This window comes from Burkholderia stagnalis (assembly GCF_039848545.1).
In the GTDB taxonomy this organism is placed as follows: domain Bacteria; phylum Pseudomonadota; class Gammaproteobacteria; order Burkholderiales; family Burkholderiaceae; genus Burkholderia; species Burkholderia stagnalis.
In genome coordinates this window covers 1,116,288-1,130,287 of record NZ_CP156686.1, presented here as the reverse complement: position 1 = coordinate 1,130,287, position 14,000 = coordinate 1,116,288, and the positions used below count along the sequence as shown (strand labels likewise).

Sequence of the window (14,000 nt, the reverse complement as noted above, 5' to 3'; positions counted from 1 at the left end):
CGCGAGCGTCAATACAGCAGATAAGCCGCCCGTTCTCGTGCAAACGCACTGTTCTGCATATCGACGACGCGCTCGATTGCGTCGAGCGAACGCCCATCCTCCAGCATGTCCGCAATCGCGCGCGAACCGACCGATGCCCGAATCGGGTCGATTCGGAAGCGCTCCGGATAGCGCCGATGCAGCGCAAGCGCGAGCGCGAAACCGACCGCCCCTGGCCGCAACGTACCCGGCAGCCGCGCGATCCGCACGCCGTCGCACAGTGCGCCGCGGTAAGGACCTTCCGTCGGCACGAACCGGATCGGCACGAAGGTCGCATTCACATGCATCGCCCGCAAGTCGTCCGCGAGCGCGCGGCCATCGATCCAGGGCGAGCCGACGACGCCGAACGGCCTTGCGGTGCCGCGGCCGACACTGATCTCCGCCCCTTCGACAAGGCCGACATCCGGATATAGCGACAGCGCGGCCGTATCGCGCAGGTTCGGCGACGGCGGCACCCAGCCAAGCCCGGTATCTTCAAAGCGCATCGATCGCAGGTAGTGCTGCATCGGTACCACCGTCAGATCGGCGCCGATCCACAACCGTTCGTTGAACAGCTTCGCCAGTTCGCCGACCGTCATCCCATGCATCAGCGGCAGCGGATAGTAGTTCGTGAAGGACGCGGGATCGGCGTCCGATACCGCCCCCCCGACCGTGTCCGCCCCAAGCAGGTTCGGGCGATCCAGCACGATCACCGGAACATGCGCGGCGGACGCCGCCTCGAGTGCGTAGCCGAGTGTCGCGATATAGGTGAAGAAACGCACGCCGGCATCCTGGAGATCGAAGACGAGCACGTCGATGCCCGACAACGCCGCCGGCGCGATTCGCCGCCGGTCGCCATAGAGGCTGCGGACAACCACGTTCGTGCGCACGTCGACGGCGTCGCCGAACCTCGTGTCGAGATCGGTATCGACACCGTGCTCCGGTGCGAAGATCGCCGTGAGCCGGGCCCGCGGCGCTTGCGCCAGCAGGTCGATCGTGCGCCGGCCCGCGCGATCGAAGCCGCTGCGATTCGTGACAACGCCGATGCGCTTGCCGGCCACGCCGGCGAATCCGTTCGCCGCGAGCACATCGATGCCGGTCAGCACCGGGCCGTCGGACCTCGGCAAACGCGCGGCACGCTCGACGGCCGGCCTCATCACGGGAATGCGGGCGGCAATCTGCGCGCCCGATACCGGCGGCGCATGGCTCGACACGATGCCGAGCACCGCTTCCCGCAACGGCTGCGCGTCGCCTGTCGCGTCCGGATACAGGCGGCTCGTCAGCACGATGACGAAGCGCCGCGTAACCAGATCGATCCACAGGCCCGTTCCCGTATAGCCAAGATGGGCGAGCGCGCCGGCTGCCGGCAGCCGATAGCGGTTGGCCGCCAGTGGCGCCTGCAGCGCCCAGCCCGAGGTGCGCGCCTCGCCGTCGGCATCGAGTGTCGCCGGCGCTTCCAGCGCGGCGACGCTCCCGGGCCGCAGAATGCGCTCGCCGTCGAGCACGCCGTCATGCAGCAGCATGCGTGCGAAGCGCCCGAGATCGTCGGCAGTGGAGAACAAGCCCGCGTTGCCCGAGACGCCGCCCATCGCCGCCGCGATGGGATCGTCGACGCGTGCGCGCCTGGCCCGCAGGCGCGTGGGCGCGACGCGCGATGTCACGCGGACGCCGGGCAGGAATTGCGTATCGTGCATGCGCAGCGGCGCGAAGACGTGCGTCGCGCACCATGTGTCGAGCCGCTTGCCACTTGCGCGCTCGACAATTTCCCCGAGTACCACGTAATTGATATCGCTGTAGATGACGCGCGTGCCGGGCTGGGCGACAGGCGACATCGCCAGGACGTCGGCAAGGACCGACGCGCGGGTGCGCAGCGCCCGTATCGACGATACGCCGGCAGGCAGGCCGGACGTGTGCGCGAGCAGTTGACGAACCGTGATGCCGCCCTTGCCTCGCGCGTCAAGGGCCGGCCAATATCGGGCAGCCGGTGCGTCCAGCGTCAGCCTGCCGCGTTCCACGAGCTGCATGACCGCCGTCGCGGTGGCAACGGCTTTCGTCAGCGAAGCGAGATCGAAGATCGTGTCGGCCGTCATCGATTCGGACGCGCGCCCTGCGGTGCGCATGCCTCTCACGATCCGGTCGCGCACGCCGTCGGCGTCGCCGATCAGCACGACCGCGCCGGCAAGATGGCGATCCGACATCTCCGCGGCAATCGCCGCATCAATCGTGGTGGCCGGTGCCTGAAGGCCCGTGTCCAGGCCTGCGCCAGCTACGGCGCCCGCCGGTATCGCCAGTATCAGCACGCAGGTCAGCGCGGCAAAGCGTCGGGATCGTAGCGATTGCGCGGATTCCACAGCATCCACCCGTTCGTACCGGCGGCGTCGGCCGCCTCCACTTGCGCGCGAATCTCGTCGGCATCGAATACCCGATGATCGAACGCGTAGTCTCGAAACGCCTGCAACCAGGGGCGGAAGCGCACGCCGCCCAGGCCGGTGCGGCGCATCGCTTCCCTGAGCGACCGGGATACGATCTCCCCCGGCTTGTCGGTCGGTTTCCGGCAGCCGGGCAACCCCCACGTGAACCCGGACGGATACAGCATCGGGGAAATGTAGTCGACGTATCGTCCGAACGTTTCGATCCGCTGCCCGATCGCGGTGTCGTTGAAGTTCCAACAGACGTAGCCGAAGATGTCCGCCGCCAGGTAAACGTTGTACGGACGCAGGCGCTCCCGCGCACCCGCGAGAAACCCCGTGATCGCCGCCACGCGATTGGGCTCGGTGTTGGGCTCGCGGAACCGCAGGCCATTCGCGTCCGGAAAGCGCAGATAGTCGAACTGGATCTCGTCGAAGCCCATTCGGGCGGCTTCCTCCGCGACGTCATAGTTGTGTTCCCACGCCGCGCGCACGGTCGGATCGATCCAGCGCTGGTGTTCGCGATCGAGCCAGATTTCGTTGACGGCAGTCCGCACAGCCCATTCGGGATGCGCGCGAACCAGCGGATCGTCCTTGAACACGACAATGCGCGCGATCAGGTATAGGCCCCGTGCATGGAAGAGCCCGACCAGTTCCGGCAGCTCCGCCGCGCGGCGCTCGCCGCCGGGTGCCGGCTCGGCCGCACCCGCGATTTCACGCGCCAGGCTTCGGTAACGCGTCGCGCCGCTGTCGCCCTTGACGTCGATGACGAGCGCGTTGATGGCCGTCTTGCCCTGCAATGCCAATGCCGCGTCTCGCAGCGTGCGGTCCGCGACGCCGTAAGCCGACAGATAGACCGCTTTCGGGCGCAGTGCAGACATGCGAATGGCGCGTGCGGCGCCCTGCCCGTCCAGCGTGACCGCTTCGCGCGCGTAGCCGGGCATTTTCACGCTGACCTGCGTGCCGGCTCCGTCGGTCGGCACCGTGAAGATGCCATCGGCATTGGCGATCAGGGTGGCCCCCGAAGCGTAGCCCGTCGCGCCCTCGAGCGGGCGGCCGCTCGCGGCATCGACGACCGTGACCGTCACCGTCGCCGCCTGCGTCGTGAGCCCGGCGAACAGCAGCAGGAGCCAGAGGAACCCGCGCTTAGCCACGGCCGCCCCCGGTTGCACGCAGCAGGCTGCCCATGCAGCGAATCTCGCATGCATCGGTCATCAGGTAGCGCGGCAATTCCATTGCAGGGTCGGCGAGCCGCACCGGGCGCGCTTCGAGCGTGAATGCCGCGACATAGCCTGCGCGAGCGGCAAGCTGCTCCGTTTCCGTGTCGTGGATGCCGAACGGCCAGGCCAGCAGGCGGACCGGCTTCCCGGTTTCGGCCTCGAGCCGCGCGCGTGACCGGCTCAGTTGCCAGGACACGAAGTGCCGGAAGTCGTCCGGCGTCCGCAGTGCGCGTTCCGTCCGGAAATTCGGATGCCAGTAAGTATGCGACTCCATGTCGAATTCGCCAGCCGTGCCGAGCGTACGCAGTTGGTCCCACGTCATTGCGTAGCTCGCGTTGGAGATGGCCGACGGGTAGACGAACAACGTGACCGGCACCGGATGCTGCGCCAGCACGGGTCGCAGCACGTCGTAGACGGAACGATGCCCGTCGTCGACCGTGATCGCGACGGCGCGCGCCGGGATCGCTCCGGCGTCACCGGCATGCCAGCGCACGACATCGGCGAGCGGCACGATCCGGTAGCCGGCTGCATCGATTGCGCGGAGATGCGCGCGGAACGTGCTGGTTCGCACCGTCATCGAATCCAGCCGCTCGGCCGCAAACCGGTGATAGACAAGGATCAGCACGCGCGGCTGCGCCGGTGCGGCATCGTCGCCGAGCACGGCGGGCGACGCCAGCGACAGAAAGAACAGGAAGACGATCGATCGGACGGTCACGATGCACCCCGAGCAAATTCCGTCCCTCATTCTTGACGATCGCGCTGTGTGAGCGTTGAGTCAGATCAATCCGCGGTGCAAAGTTGCGTGCGTCCGGCGGCGTCACGCCGATCCGGCGGCCAGTTCGGCATGGATCCGCTCGACTTCATCCCGCGTACACAGCGTCGTGCCCGGATTCGCCACGGATGCCGTGGACGCGGCGAGCGCGTAGCGGCACGCATCGTCGAACCCTATCCCGCGCGCGAGCGCCCAGACCATTCCACCGACGAAGCTGTCGCCGGCGCCGATCGTGCTGCATACCGCCGCCTGCCTGCCAGGCAGGCGCAGCGCGCGATCTCGCGTGACGACCCACGCGCCGCGCGCCCCAAGCGTCAACGCGACGATCTCCGCACGGCCGTCCGCGACGAGCTCGCCGGCCAATCTGCAGGCCGCCTCTTCTTCGAGCGACGCGCCGGCCAATGCACTCAGTTCGCCAAGACTCGGCTTGACGAGATACACGCCGGCGTCGAGCGCGGCTTGCAGCGCCGGCCCGGCCGTATCCACGACGACCCGGGTACCGCGCTCCGATGCAGCCCGCGCCAGTTTCGCGTACAGATCGGCCGGTGCACCCGCAGGAAGGCTGCCGCTCAGCACCAGATAGCGCGGCGCGGGATCCATGCGCTCGAGGCAGGCGCCAAAGTCCCGCCATTCCGCTTCGGCAAGTGATGGCCCCGGCATCAGGAAACGGAACTCCCGGCCGCTCGCGGTTTCGTGCACGCAGAAATTCTCGCGCGTCTCGCCGGCAATGCCGATTCGCATGGCGGGCAGGTGCTCGGCCTCGAGCAATGCGGTCAGCGTGTGTCCCGTCGGGCCGCCCGCTGCGTAAAGCGCGACGCAATCGCCGCCCAACCGGTGAATCACGCGCGCGACGTTGATCCCGCCGCCGCCTGGATCGCGCCGTGGCAATGCGCAGCGCAGCTTGCGGGTATCGACGATGCGCTCGACCGACGTCGCGACATCGACGGCGGGATTCAGCGTCACTGTGACAATGTCGGTCATGAAGGGGGCTCCGCGATGAAAATCGTTCCGATGCGTGCGCAGTTCGAGGAGGACGGCGGCTGCGTTCAGGCCGCTGCTCCGGTTGCCGAAACGCCCGGAACTGTCCTGAGCCACCATACCGGCCTGGCAAGCCGAGCGTCGTTGATGGCGGTCAACGGATGCGCGGGGGCCGGAATTGCGCTCGATCAACGATACACCGCACGCGCGTTCTTAAAGTGAATGATCGGCCGCCGCGGAGCCTCGCCATGGACGAACAGCCACTCTGTACCACCGTATTTGCCGACCGCTATGCCCAGTCTGGCGAAACGACTCATGCGGCCGTGTTCCGGCGAGTCGCGCACGCCCTGTCGCTTGCCGAATCGGCTGCGTCGCGCGTGCCGGTCGAGCAGGCATTCTTCCGCAACCTGCGGCGCGGCGCGATCGGCGCCGGTCGCATTCTCGCAAATGCGGGCGCCAATACCCCGGGAACGATGATCAACTGCTTCGTCCATCCGCTCGAGATACCGGGAGATGCGTCGACGGCAGCCGTAGAGGCCGCGCTCGTGCGCGCGCTTGGCGAGGCCAGGCTCACGTTGACGATGGGCGGCGGCATCGGCTACGACTTCTCGCCGGTGCCGCCCATCGGCGCGTACGAGCGGCATCGCGCGGAAGAAAAAGGCGTATGCGCGGCGATCGATCGTTTCGACGCCATGTGCCGCACGCTGACGTTTTCCGGTCCGCGGCGAGGCGCACAGATGGGCGTGCTGCGCTGCGATCATCCGGATCTGATCGCATTCGTTACGGCGAAGCGCGGCCGGCAGCGCTGGTCGACATTCAACCTGTCGGTCGGGGTAACGGATGCATTCATGGAGGCGGTGGCCCACAATCTGCCGTGGACGCTCGCGCATCACGCACCGCCCTGCCCCGGCGTCGGCGCGTCGCCCGCGATGCCGGACGGCAGGCATGCGTACGCGACCATTCCGGCGCGCGCGCTGTGGCATGAAATCGTCAATGCGGCGCGCGACAGCGCCGAACCCGGCCTGCTGTTCCTCGACACGATCCACGACGCGAATCCGCTACGCGAGCACGAGCGGATCGACGCGACGAACCCGTGCGGCGAGCAACCGCTGCCGGCATATGGCAGTTGCGTGCTCGGTCCGATCGACCTGACGCGATTCGTGCGGCATCCGTTCGGCATCGACGGCGAACCCGGTTTTGATTTCGCGACGCTCGCCGACGCGGTGCGCGTACAGGTCCGCATGCTCGACAACGTGCTCGACCTGACCGCATGGCCGCTCGCCGCGCATGCGCGCGAAGCGCACAGCAAGCGTCGGATCGGCGTTGGCGTGACGGGGCTTGGCGATACACTGACGATGCTGCGGCTGCGTTACGACAGCCCGGCCGCGCGCACGGTCGCGCGCGAGATCACGCTGACGATGCGCCAGCACGCATTTGCCGCGTCGGCGGCACTCGCCGCCGAGCGCGGTGCGTTTCCGGCATACGACCCGGCCGCCTATCTCGACGGGCCGGCGCATCGTGTTCCGTTGCCGCTGGCGGTGCGCGAAGCCATCGCGCGGCACGGATTGCGCAACAGCCATCTGCTGTCGTTCGCGCCGGCCGGCAGCGTGAGCCTCGCATTCTGCGACAACTGCTCGAACGGGATCGAGCCAGCCGTCGACTGGACGCAGCGGCGCTACGTGCGCACCGGCGACGATCACGTCCATGTCTTCCGTGCGGAGAACCACGCGTATCGGCTGTTCCGGCAATTGCACGGCAAGGGCATCGCGCTGCCCGATTATTTCGTCACTGCAAGCGACGTTGCGCCGGCCGACCACGTCGCGATGCTTTCGGCGCTGCAGCCGTGCGTGGACGCGGGTATCTCGAAGACAGTGACCGTCGATCGGCATTGTTCGCTGTCGCAAGTCGACGCGTTGTTCTTGCTCGCGTGGCGCGAGCGTCTCAAGGGAATCACGATTTTCCGTCCGGATCCACAGCTTGCGTCGGTCGTCGCCGGCGACGCGGCCAGGCAGGCGGATAGATCCGTATGTACAGCGTGCTGACAGGCGGGCTGCACGAGATGTCGATCATGCAGGGGCGTCCGTGGCGGCGTCAGCCGGGACGTCCGCCGCGGGCCGGTGCGTCGGCGGTATGGCGCCCGCCAGCGGCGCGATCAGGGCCATCAGCGTGTCGTGATCGATCGCCTCGCATTGCAGCAGGCGCTGCGCGATTCGCTCGAGCGCGTCACGGCGCTCGCCGAGCGTCGCGGCCACCCGCGCATGCGCGTCGGCGAGCAGCGCGCGCACTTCGTCGTCGATCAGCTGCGCGGTGTGCTCGCTGCAGCGGCCGTCGCCGGGCGTCCATGCTCCCGGTGCCCCGATCTGCGGCGCGCTGTTGTCGAAAGTCGCGAGACCGATGCGTGGACTCATGCCGTAGTGGGTGACCATATGACGTGCCATCGCGGTCGCGCGTTCGAGATCGTTCTGCGCGCCGGTCGACACGTCCGCGAACACCAGCTCCTCGGCCACCCGCCCGCCGAGCAGCGCGTCGAGCCGGTCGAGCAGCTCGCTCTTGCGCAGCACGTAGCGATCCTCGGTCGGCACCTGCTGCGTGAAGCCGAGCGCCGCGACGCCGCGCGGAATGATCGACACCTTCTTCACCGGGTCGCAATGCGCGCGGCATTGCGCGACGAGCGCATGGCCGGCCTCGTGATACGCGATCGTCACCTTCTCCTGCTCGTTCATCACGCGGCTCTTGCGCTCCATGCCCGTCATCGCGCGGTCGATCGCCTCGTCGAAGTCGGCCATCTCGATCGCGGGCTTGCCGAGCTCGGCCGCGTGCAGCGCGGCTTCGTTGACGACGTTCGCGAGATCCGCGCCGACGAAGCCCGGCGTGCGCGACGCCAGCTCGGTGAGATCGACGCCGGCCGCGAGCTTCACCCGCTTCACGTGCACGCCGAGGATCTGCTTGCGGCCGATCTGGTCGGGCCGGTCGATCGCGATGTGCCGGTCGAAGCGGCCCGGGCGCAGCAGCGCGGGGTCGAGGATTTCCGGCCGGTTGGTCGCGGCCATGATGATCACGCCGGAATTGGCCTGGAAGCCGTCCATCTCGACGAGCAACTGGTTCAGCGTCTGCTCGCGCTCGTCGTTGCCCGACATCACGCCGACGCCGCGCACCTTGCCGAGCGCATCGAGCTCGTCGACGAACACGATGCACGGCGCCTTCTGCTGCGCCTGCTCGAACAGGTCGCGCACGCGCGCCGCGCCGACGCCGACGAACATCTCGACGAACGCCGAGCCGCTGATCGTGAAAAACGGCACGGCCGCCTCGCCGGCCACCGCGCGCGCGAGCAGCGTCTTGCCGGTGCCCGGCGCGCCGACGATCAGCACGCCCTTCGGGATCTTGCCGCCAAGCCGCTGGTAGCGTTCCGGGTTGCGCAGGAACGCGACGATCTGCTGCAGTTCGGCCTTCGCCTCGTCGATGCCGGCGATGTCGTCGAACGTGATGCCGGTTTCCTGCTGTACATACACGCGCGCCTGGCTCTTGCCCATCCCGCTGAAGTCTTGCGGCCCGCCTCGCCTGCGCAGCATCATGTTCCAGATGAACACGAAGACGATCAGCGGCAGCACCCACGATGCGAGTGCCGAAAGCCAGCCCGTGTCCGGCGCGCCGTGATAACGGATTGCGGCCGCCGTCAGCGTGCCGACCAGATGGTCGTCGGTGACGCGGTTGGTCGTGAAGCGCCACGGCGGGCCGGCCTGCTTCACGGCTGCGACGTCAGAGGCTGGCAGCATCGCCCCGGCTTCAGGCATTCGCAGCACGCCGGAGATCGAAGACGGGCCGATCTCGAGATCGTCGACGAGCCGCGCGTCAACGAGCCGATGGAAATCGCTGTACGCGATCGATGTCGTCGCCTGATGCGACGTCAAGAACTGAACCGCGAACAGTACGATGAATCCGATCGCGATCAGCACGCCGGAATAGTCGAATTCCTTTTTCATAGAATCGAACCGGCGGCGCCGGCAGTCGCACGCGACGGCCGGCGGCCGCCGTCGTGGATCTTGCCGCTTGTTTCACAGTACACCGCGCCCTTCGGGCACCTCCGATCACGATAACTTTCCATCGCATGGGGCGGCACGCGCTCGTCACGGCGCCAAAAGCGGCGAGCGGGCCGCGGATTCGAGCGGTTCATCGTGGCCTCTCCTCGACGTAAGGGGGAACAGTGGTGAATGCCGACCTGGATCCGGTCAGAAAATCACCGTTTCCGCCGGCTGCGGGTCTTCACCGCGTGTGAACAAAACCGGGCAAATCGCGCCGCGCAGGAAGCGCTCGGCGACACTTCCGATCAGCATGCGTTCGATTCCGCGCCGGCCATGCGTACCGAGCACAGCGAGGTCGACGGTGTTCTCCTGGGCGTAGCGCTGTAAACGTCCCGCGATGTCTTCGCCGATACGCTTGGTTTCGATGAGCGCCGTATCACCCGCGGCGCTTGCATCTGCGATGGCCTGCTCGGCATCGCGGAGCACCCCGGCACCATCCCGTCGCATCGCGGCAACCAATGCTTCCTGGTCGTACCCGCCGGCAAGTGTGAACAATGCCGATTGGTCGATCACGTAAACGACGTACAGATGCCCACCGCAAAGCTTGGCTACCGCCAGGCCTTCTTTGAGTGCCTGCATTGACGATGGGCTGCCGTCTATCGCGACCATGATTTTCCGGTACATGCGAGCCTTGCGAAAATAAGCCGAGCGCCAGTGTTGCCGTTGGCCAGTCGACATGATCGACGGTGGGAAGACGGCAGCGTTGATATCAGTCAAACATGCTCGACAGCCTGGGGCGGCCCCTGATTCCCTGGGTACGGATGCCAGCGGCGCCGACCAATCGTCCGTTGATACCGATCAATCGTGCCGTGCTCCGGAACGTGATCATTTCCCCAGAATCTGAGCTGGCAGCGGTCCCGACGGCGCGCATCTGCGATGCGAGGCGTCGGTGGCCTTTCTTCAGGAGGCGGTCATGATACGCAAGCAGTTCCGGATCGTACTCGCGACACTGAGCGTATTCGTTACGCTGGGGGCACTGGGGGGCGTCGTGCATGGAATGCTGTTCGGCGATGAGCGGATATTTTCGTACGCAATCGTCGCGCTGATTGCAAGCATCGTCGTCTTTGTCGCACTGCTCAATCCGACTGCGCGGGACCAGCAATGACGGCGGCATGCCGCCACGATCGGAATCCTGAACAAGTCGTCCGCATCCGTCATCGACATCGGCGCGAAGATAAGGGGATGGATCCCGCCGTCAAGACGGTCGCGAACCGCATCGGCATGCAGGACGACGTGCTGGACGCGGTGCGCAGCACTGATGGTTCGTTGATTGGCATCAAGCCGTTGCGTTGTCTGCGGGACAGAATCTCCCAAAATGGTTGCAGACCGACCCTGGAGGTTCACTGATGACTTCCGACAGCTCACGCAGCGGCATCCCGGCGCCGCCCGGCAAGACGCTCATCGCCATCGATGGATCGGCCTCATCCGACCAGGCGCTGAAATACGCACGGAATATCGTCCCGCAGGGTGGGCAGGTGCGCATCGTCTCCGTGGCCGAGAATCCGCGCACGCTCGTACCCACCGGGGCGACAACGGCGGCCTATCTGGACTCGGCACGCGCGGAACTGCTCCAGGACGCGAGCGACGCGCTCAGCCGGGCCCGCGACACGTTCACCCGCAGCGACGTCCTTGTCGACACCGAAGTCATCGATCTTTCCAGACGAAATGGCGATGTCGTACAGGCGCTGCTCGATACGGCCCGAACATGGCAAGCTGAACTGCTCGTGATCGGCGCCCGCCAACGCCACGGCTTGCTTCGCTGGCTCGAGGGCACCGTCGCGGAACCGCTGGCGAGGCTGGCCGGGTGCCCGATCCTCATCGTCCCGGAGGGTTCCTGCTCGCCCGGCGAGCAGGCGCCCCATCGCATCCTGTTCGCGACCGACGGCAGCCCGCCGGCGCGACGGGCCCTGCAATTCGGCATCCGGTACGCCAAGGCCAATTCGGAGCTGCGGGCGATCTACGTCATCGACCGCGCCGTGCGCCTGACGGACTTCGTTCCCATCGATGTCCTCGAAAACGCATTCATCGAAGAAGGCAAGCAGGCCCTGGCAGCAGCGGCATCGATCCTTGCCGAAACGGCGGCGCATGCGGACACGGCACTCGTCCACACGCACCGAACCAGCGATGACGTGCCTCAGGCGATCGCGCGCGAGGCGAGCAACTGGCGTGCGGAACTCCTCGTCATGGGCTCGCACGGCCGACGCGGCATTGCCGGCTGGGTGCTCGGCAGCGTCGCATTGCGCGTGGCGCAGATCACGAAGGTCCCGCTATTGCTCGTCAATGTCCGCGAACCCTGAGCCCCACCCCGCGAACCCGGCCCGTTGCCGGAGCACGCCTCCCCGAAGGCGCTCCGGCAACCGGCGCCCCACCACTGCGGAGACTCACCGTGGGAACGCTGGCCATACTCTTCGCCGTCATTCTCCTGCTGAACCTCATACCGGCATTTGCCCCGCCGACGTGGATGGCCATGTCGTGGGTCGGCTTCAATCTGTCCAACGGCAATCCGTTCGTGTTCGCCGTCGTCGCCGCCTGCGCCGCGACCGTCGGACGCCTGATACTGGCTGGTTTTGCCCGCACCCTAGTCAGGGGACGCTGGATGCGCCGCGCCGACCGGGAGAACATCGACGTCGTCCAGGCGTGGCTCGCCAGGCGGAGGCGGCTCACGGCAGGCGTTTTCTTCCTCTACGCGCTCAGTCCGTTTCCGTCCAACTATCTGTTCATCGCATACGGACTATCCGGCTTGCCGCTGCGCACCATCGGCGCCGCATTTTTTGTCGGACGCGTCGTGACCTATTCCGTCTGGGCGCATATCGGCAGGTTTGCGGCCGAGCGCCTTGATCTTGAATCCCAACCGGGGGGCGCCTATCTCAGCGGCTATTTCGTCGTCTCGCAAATTGCGCTGCTCGGCTCCTCGTATCTCCTCATGAAAATCGATTGGCGAACGCTGGTCACGCGTCACAAGCTGAGGTGGCACCGGCCGACGGCACACCGGGATCACGATCATCACGAACGTCTTTCGCGCAAATAGGTACCGAAATCGCTGATTTCCATCAACGACCCGAGCCACCGCCGCGATGTAATCGGACCACTGACACCCCCCACTTCCGGTGAGGCAAGCAATGAAACTGACTTTTCTCGGGGCAACCGAAACCGTGACCGGCTCGAAGTATCTGCTCGAGCATGGCGGCAAGCGCGTGCTGATCGATTGCGGGCTCTTCCAGGGCACGAAGAATCTGCGGTTGCGCAACTGGAATCCGCTGCCCCGTTCGCTCGATACGCTGGATGCCGTCGTTCTCACGCATGCGCATATCGACCACTCCGGCTATCTGCCGGCACTGGCACGCGATGGATTTCGCGGCCCGGTGTATTGCACGTCGGCAACGGCCGAGCTCTGCGGGATCATGCTGCGCGACAGCGCGCGGCTACAGGAGGAGGAAGCCGATTTCGCGAACCGTCACGGTTACTCGAAGCATCATCCGGCACGGCCGCTCTATACGCTGGACGACGCGCTGCGCGCGCTGCGCCTGCTCAGGCCCTGCTCGTTCGACGAGTGCATTGCGCTCGGTGGCGGGATGTCGTTTCGCCTGTTGCCCGCCGGCCATATTCTCGGCGCGGCGAGCATCATCGTGAGCTGGAGTCACAAGGTCATCGCCTTTTCCGGCGACCTCGGCCGACGTCACGACCCGATCATGCGGCCGCCGACGCCGCCTATCCATGCCGATTTCGTGGTCGTCGAGTCGACCTATGGCGATCGCCTGCATCCGGCTTCGAATCCGGAAAGCGAACTCGCAGCGCTATTCGAAAAGACGTTTTCGCGGGGTGGCGTGGTCGTGATTCCCTGTTTCACCGTCGGCAGGGCGCAGGAAATCCTCCTCTTCATCGCTCGCCTGAAGGCGAGCGGCCGCATGTCGCGCGTGCCGGTTTATCTCGACAGCCCAATGGCGACGGACGTTACCGAAGTCTATCGACGTCATATCCTCGAGCATCGACTGACCATTGCGGAAGCGGATGCGCTCGGTCATGCAGCCACGATGGTGCGCACCGTCGACGAGTCGAAGGCCATCTCCGGGCACCAGGGCCCCATGGTGATCGTTGCGGGAAGCGGCATGGCGACGGGCGGGCGCGTATTGCATCACCTGAGCCACTACGCTCCCGATGCCCGGAACACGATTGCGCTGGTCGGCTATCAAGCCGCCGGCACGCGCGGCGCGGCGTTGGCCGCACACGAGCCGACCGTGAAGATTCACGGCGAGTATGTGCGCGTACGCGCACAAGTCGAGACCATCACGAGCCTCTCCGCGCATGCGGATTACGAGGAGATCCTGCAGTGGCTCGGTGCGATGCAACGTCCCCCGGCCCGGACGTTCGTCACGCACGGCGAGCCTGCCGCAGCCGATGCATTGCGCCGTCGTATCGAAGAGAGACTGCATTGGTCGTGCGAAGTCCCAACGTACCAGCAGATTGTCGATCTCGACGAGATCGCGCCCGCCAATACGTAAATGCACGCGGCTACGTCGCCTTGACG

General features: G+C 66.5%; 11 protein-coding genes and 1 pseudogene. 6 read left to right on the top strand and 6 right to left on the bottom strand.

Features of this window, described 5'->3' with window-relative positions; genetic code table 11:
• Positions 1-8: 8 nt before the first annotated feature.
• The 4 genes from ABFO07_RS21825 to ABFO07_RS21810 all read right to left on the bottom strand — a co-directional run bounded on the left by ABFO07_RS21825 (position 9) and on the right by ABFO07_RS21810 (position 5,399).
• Positions 9-2,369: an exo-beta-N-acetylmuramidase NamZ domain-containing protein gene (locus tag ABFO07_RS21825; protein ID WP_347469677.1), complete on the bottom strand. Its 2,361-nt coding sequence runs from the start codon at positions 2,367-2,369 to the stop codon at positions 9-11.
• Positions 2,324-3,580, bottom strand: a complete 1,257-nt coding sequence (locus ABFO07_RS21820; protein ID WP_347469676.1) for a putative glycoside hydrolase — start codon at positions 3,578-3,580, stop codon at positions 2,324-2,326. Before ABFO07_RS21820 ends, ABFO07_RS21825 begins: the two co-directional genes overlap by 46 nt.
• A complete protein-coding gene (locus ABFO07_RS21815; protein ID WP_430733076.1) occupies positions 3,573-4,391 on the bottom strand; it encodes a polysaccharide deacetylase family protein in 819 nt (272 codons plus the stop codon). The genes ABFO07_RS21820 and ABFO07_RS21815 overlap by 8 nt, the downstream gene beginning before the upstream one ends.
• A 72-nt stretch (positions 4,392-4,463) precedes the next feature.
• Positions 4,464-5,399, bottom strand: coding sequence for a 1-phosphofructokinase family hexose kinase (locus ABFO07_RS21810; protein WP_347469675.1), 936 nt, complete (start codon positions 5,397-5,399; stop codon positions 4,464-4,466).
• 245 nt (positions 5,400-5,644) lie between these two features.
• Here ABFO07_RS21810 and ABFO07_RS21805 point away from each other — a divergent pair, with 245 nt between their 5' ends.
• Positions 5,645-7,438, top strand: coding sequence for an adenosylcobalamin-dependent ribonucleoside-diphosphate reductase (locus ABFO07_RS21805; protein WP_347469553.1), 1,794 nt, complete (start codon positions 5,645-5,647; stop codon positions 7,436-7,438).
• Positions 7,439-7,462: 24 nt separating this feature from the next.
• Here ABFO07_RS21805 and ftsH read toward each other — a convergent pair whose 3' ends face one another.
• Together ftsH and ABFO07_RS21795 are read right to left on the bottom strand one after the other, a co-directional pair.
• Entirely contained in the window at positions 7,463-9,376 is a 1,914-nt protein-coding gene (ftsH, locus tag ABFO07_RS21800) for an ATP-dependent zinc metalloprotease FtsH (protein WP_347469552.1), read from the bottom strand.
• Positions 9,377-9,622: 246 nt separating this feature from the next.
• On the bottom strand, positions 9,623-10,099 hold the full coding sequence (locus ABFO07_RS21795) for a universal stress protein (protein WP_347469674.1): 477 nt from the start codon (positions 10,097-10,099) through the stop codon (positions 9,623-9,625).
• A 289-nt stretch (positions 10,100-10,388) separates the two neighbouring features.
• Here ABFO07_RS21795 and ABFO07_RS21790 point away from each other — a divergent pair, with 289 nt between their 5' ends.
• The 5 genes and pseudogenes from ABFO07_RS21790 (at position 10,389) to ABFO07_RS21770 (ending at position 13,974) form a co-directional block, all read left to right on the top strand.
• On the top strand, positions 10,389-10,580 hold the full coding sequence (locus ABFO07_RS21790; RefSeq protein ID WP_059883751.1) for a DUF2964 family protein: 192 nt from the start codon (positions 10,389-10,391) through the stop codon (positions 10,578-10,580).
• A 21-nt stretch (positions 10,581-10,601) separates the two neighbouring features.
• Positions 10,602-10,738, top strand: a pseudogene (locus ABFO07_RS21785) (ABC transporter permease); the annotation flags it as partial.
• Between the two features lie 83 nt (positions 10,739-10,821).
• Positions 10,822-11,772 carry a universal stress protein gene (locus ABFO07_RS21780; RefSeq protein WP_347469551.1) on the top strand — a complete coding sequence of 317 codons (951 nt, stop codon included), beginning with the start codon at positions 10,822-10,824 and terminating at the stop codon, positions 11,770-11,772.
• Positions 11,773-11,861: 89 nt separating this feature from the next.
• On the top strand, positions 11,862-12,503 hold the full coding sequence (locus ABFO07_RS21775; protein WP_347469550.1) for a hypothetical protein: 642 nt from the start codon (positions 11,862-11,864) through the stop codon (positions 12,501-12,503).
• Positions 12,504-12,594: 91 nt separating this feature from the next.
• Entirely contained in the window at positions 12,595-13,974 is a 1,380-nt protein-coding gene (locus ABFO07_RS21770) for an MBL fold metallo-hydrolase (protein WP_347469549.1), read from the top strand.
• Positions 13,975-14,000 lie beyond the last annotated feature (26 nt).

Bases quoted from the DNA above. Each gene is read 5' to 3' on its own strand.
- ABFO07_RS21815 (WP_430733076.1), bottom strand. From the start codon at position 4,391: ATGAGGGACGGAATTTGCTCGGGGTGCATCGTGACCGTCCGATCGATC.
- ABFO07_RS21810 (WP_347469675.1), bottom strand. From the start codon at position 5,399: ATGACCGACATTGTCACAGTGACGCTGAATCCCGCCGTCGATGTCGCG.
- ABFO07_RS21805 (WP_347469553.1), top strand. From the start codon at position 5,645: ATGGACGAACAGCCACTCTGTACCACCGTATTTGCCGACCGCTATGCC.
- ftsH (WP_347469552.1), bottom strand. From the start codon at position 9,376: ATGAAAAAGGAATTCGACTATTCCGGCGTGCTGATCGCGATCGGATTC.
- ABFO07_RS21795 (WP_347469674.1), bottom strand. From the start codon at position 10,099: ATGTACCGGAAAATCATGGTCGCGATAGACGGCAGCCCATCGTCAATG.
- ABFO07_RS21790 (WP_059883751.1), top strand. From the start codon at position 10,389: ATGATACGCAAGCAGTTCCGGATCGTACTCGCGACACTGAGCGTATTC.
- ABFO07_RS21780 (WP_347469551.1), top strand. From the start codon at position 10,822: ATGACTTCCGACAGCTCACGCAGCGGCATCCCGGCGCCGCCCGGCAAG.
- ABFO07_RS21770 (WP_347469549.1), top strand. From the start codon at position 12,595: ATGAAACTGACTTTTCTCGGGGCAACCGAAACCGTGACCGGCTCGAAG.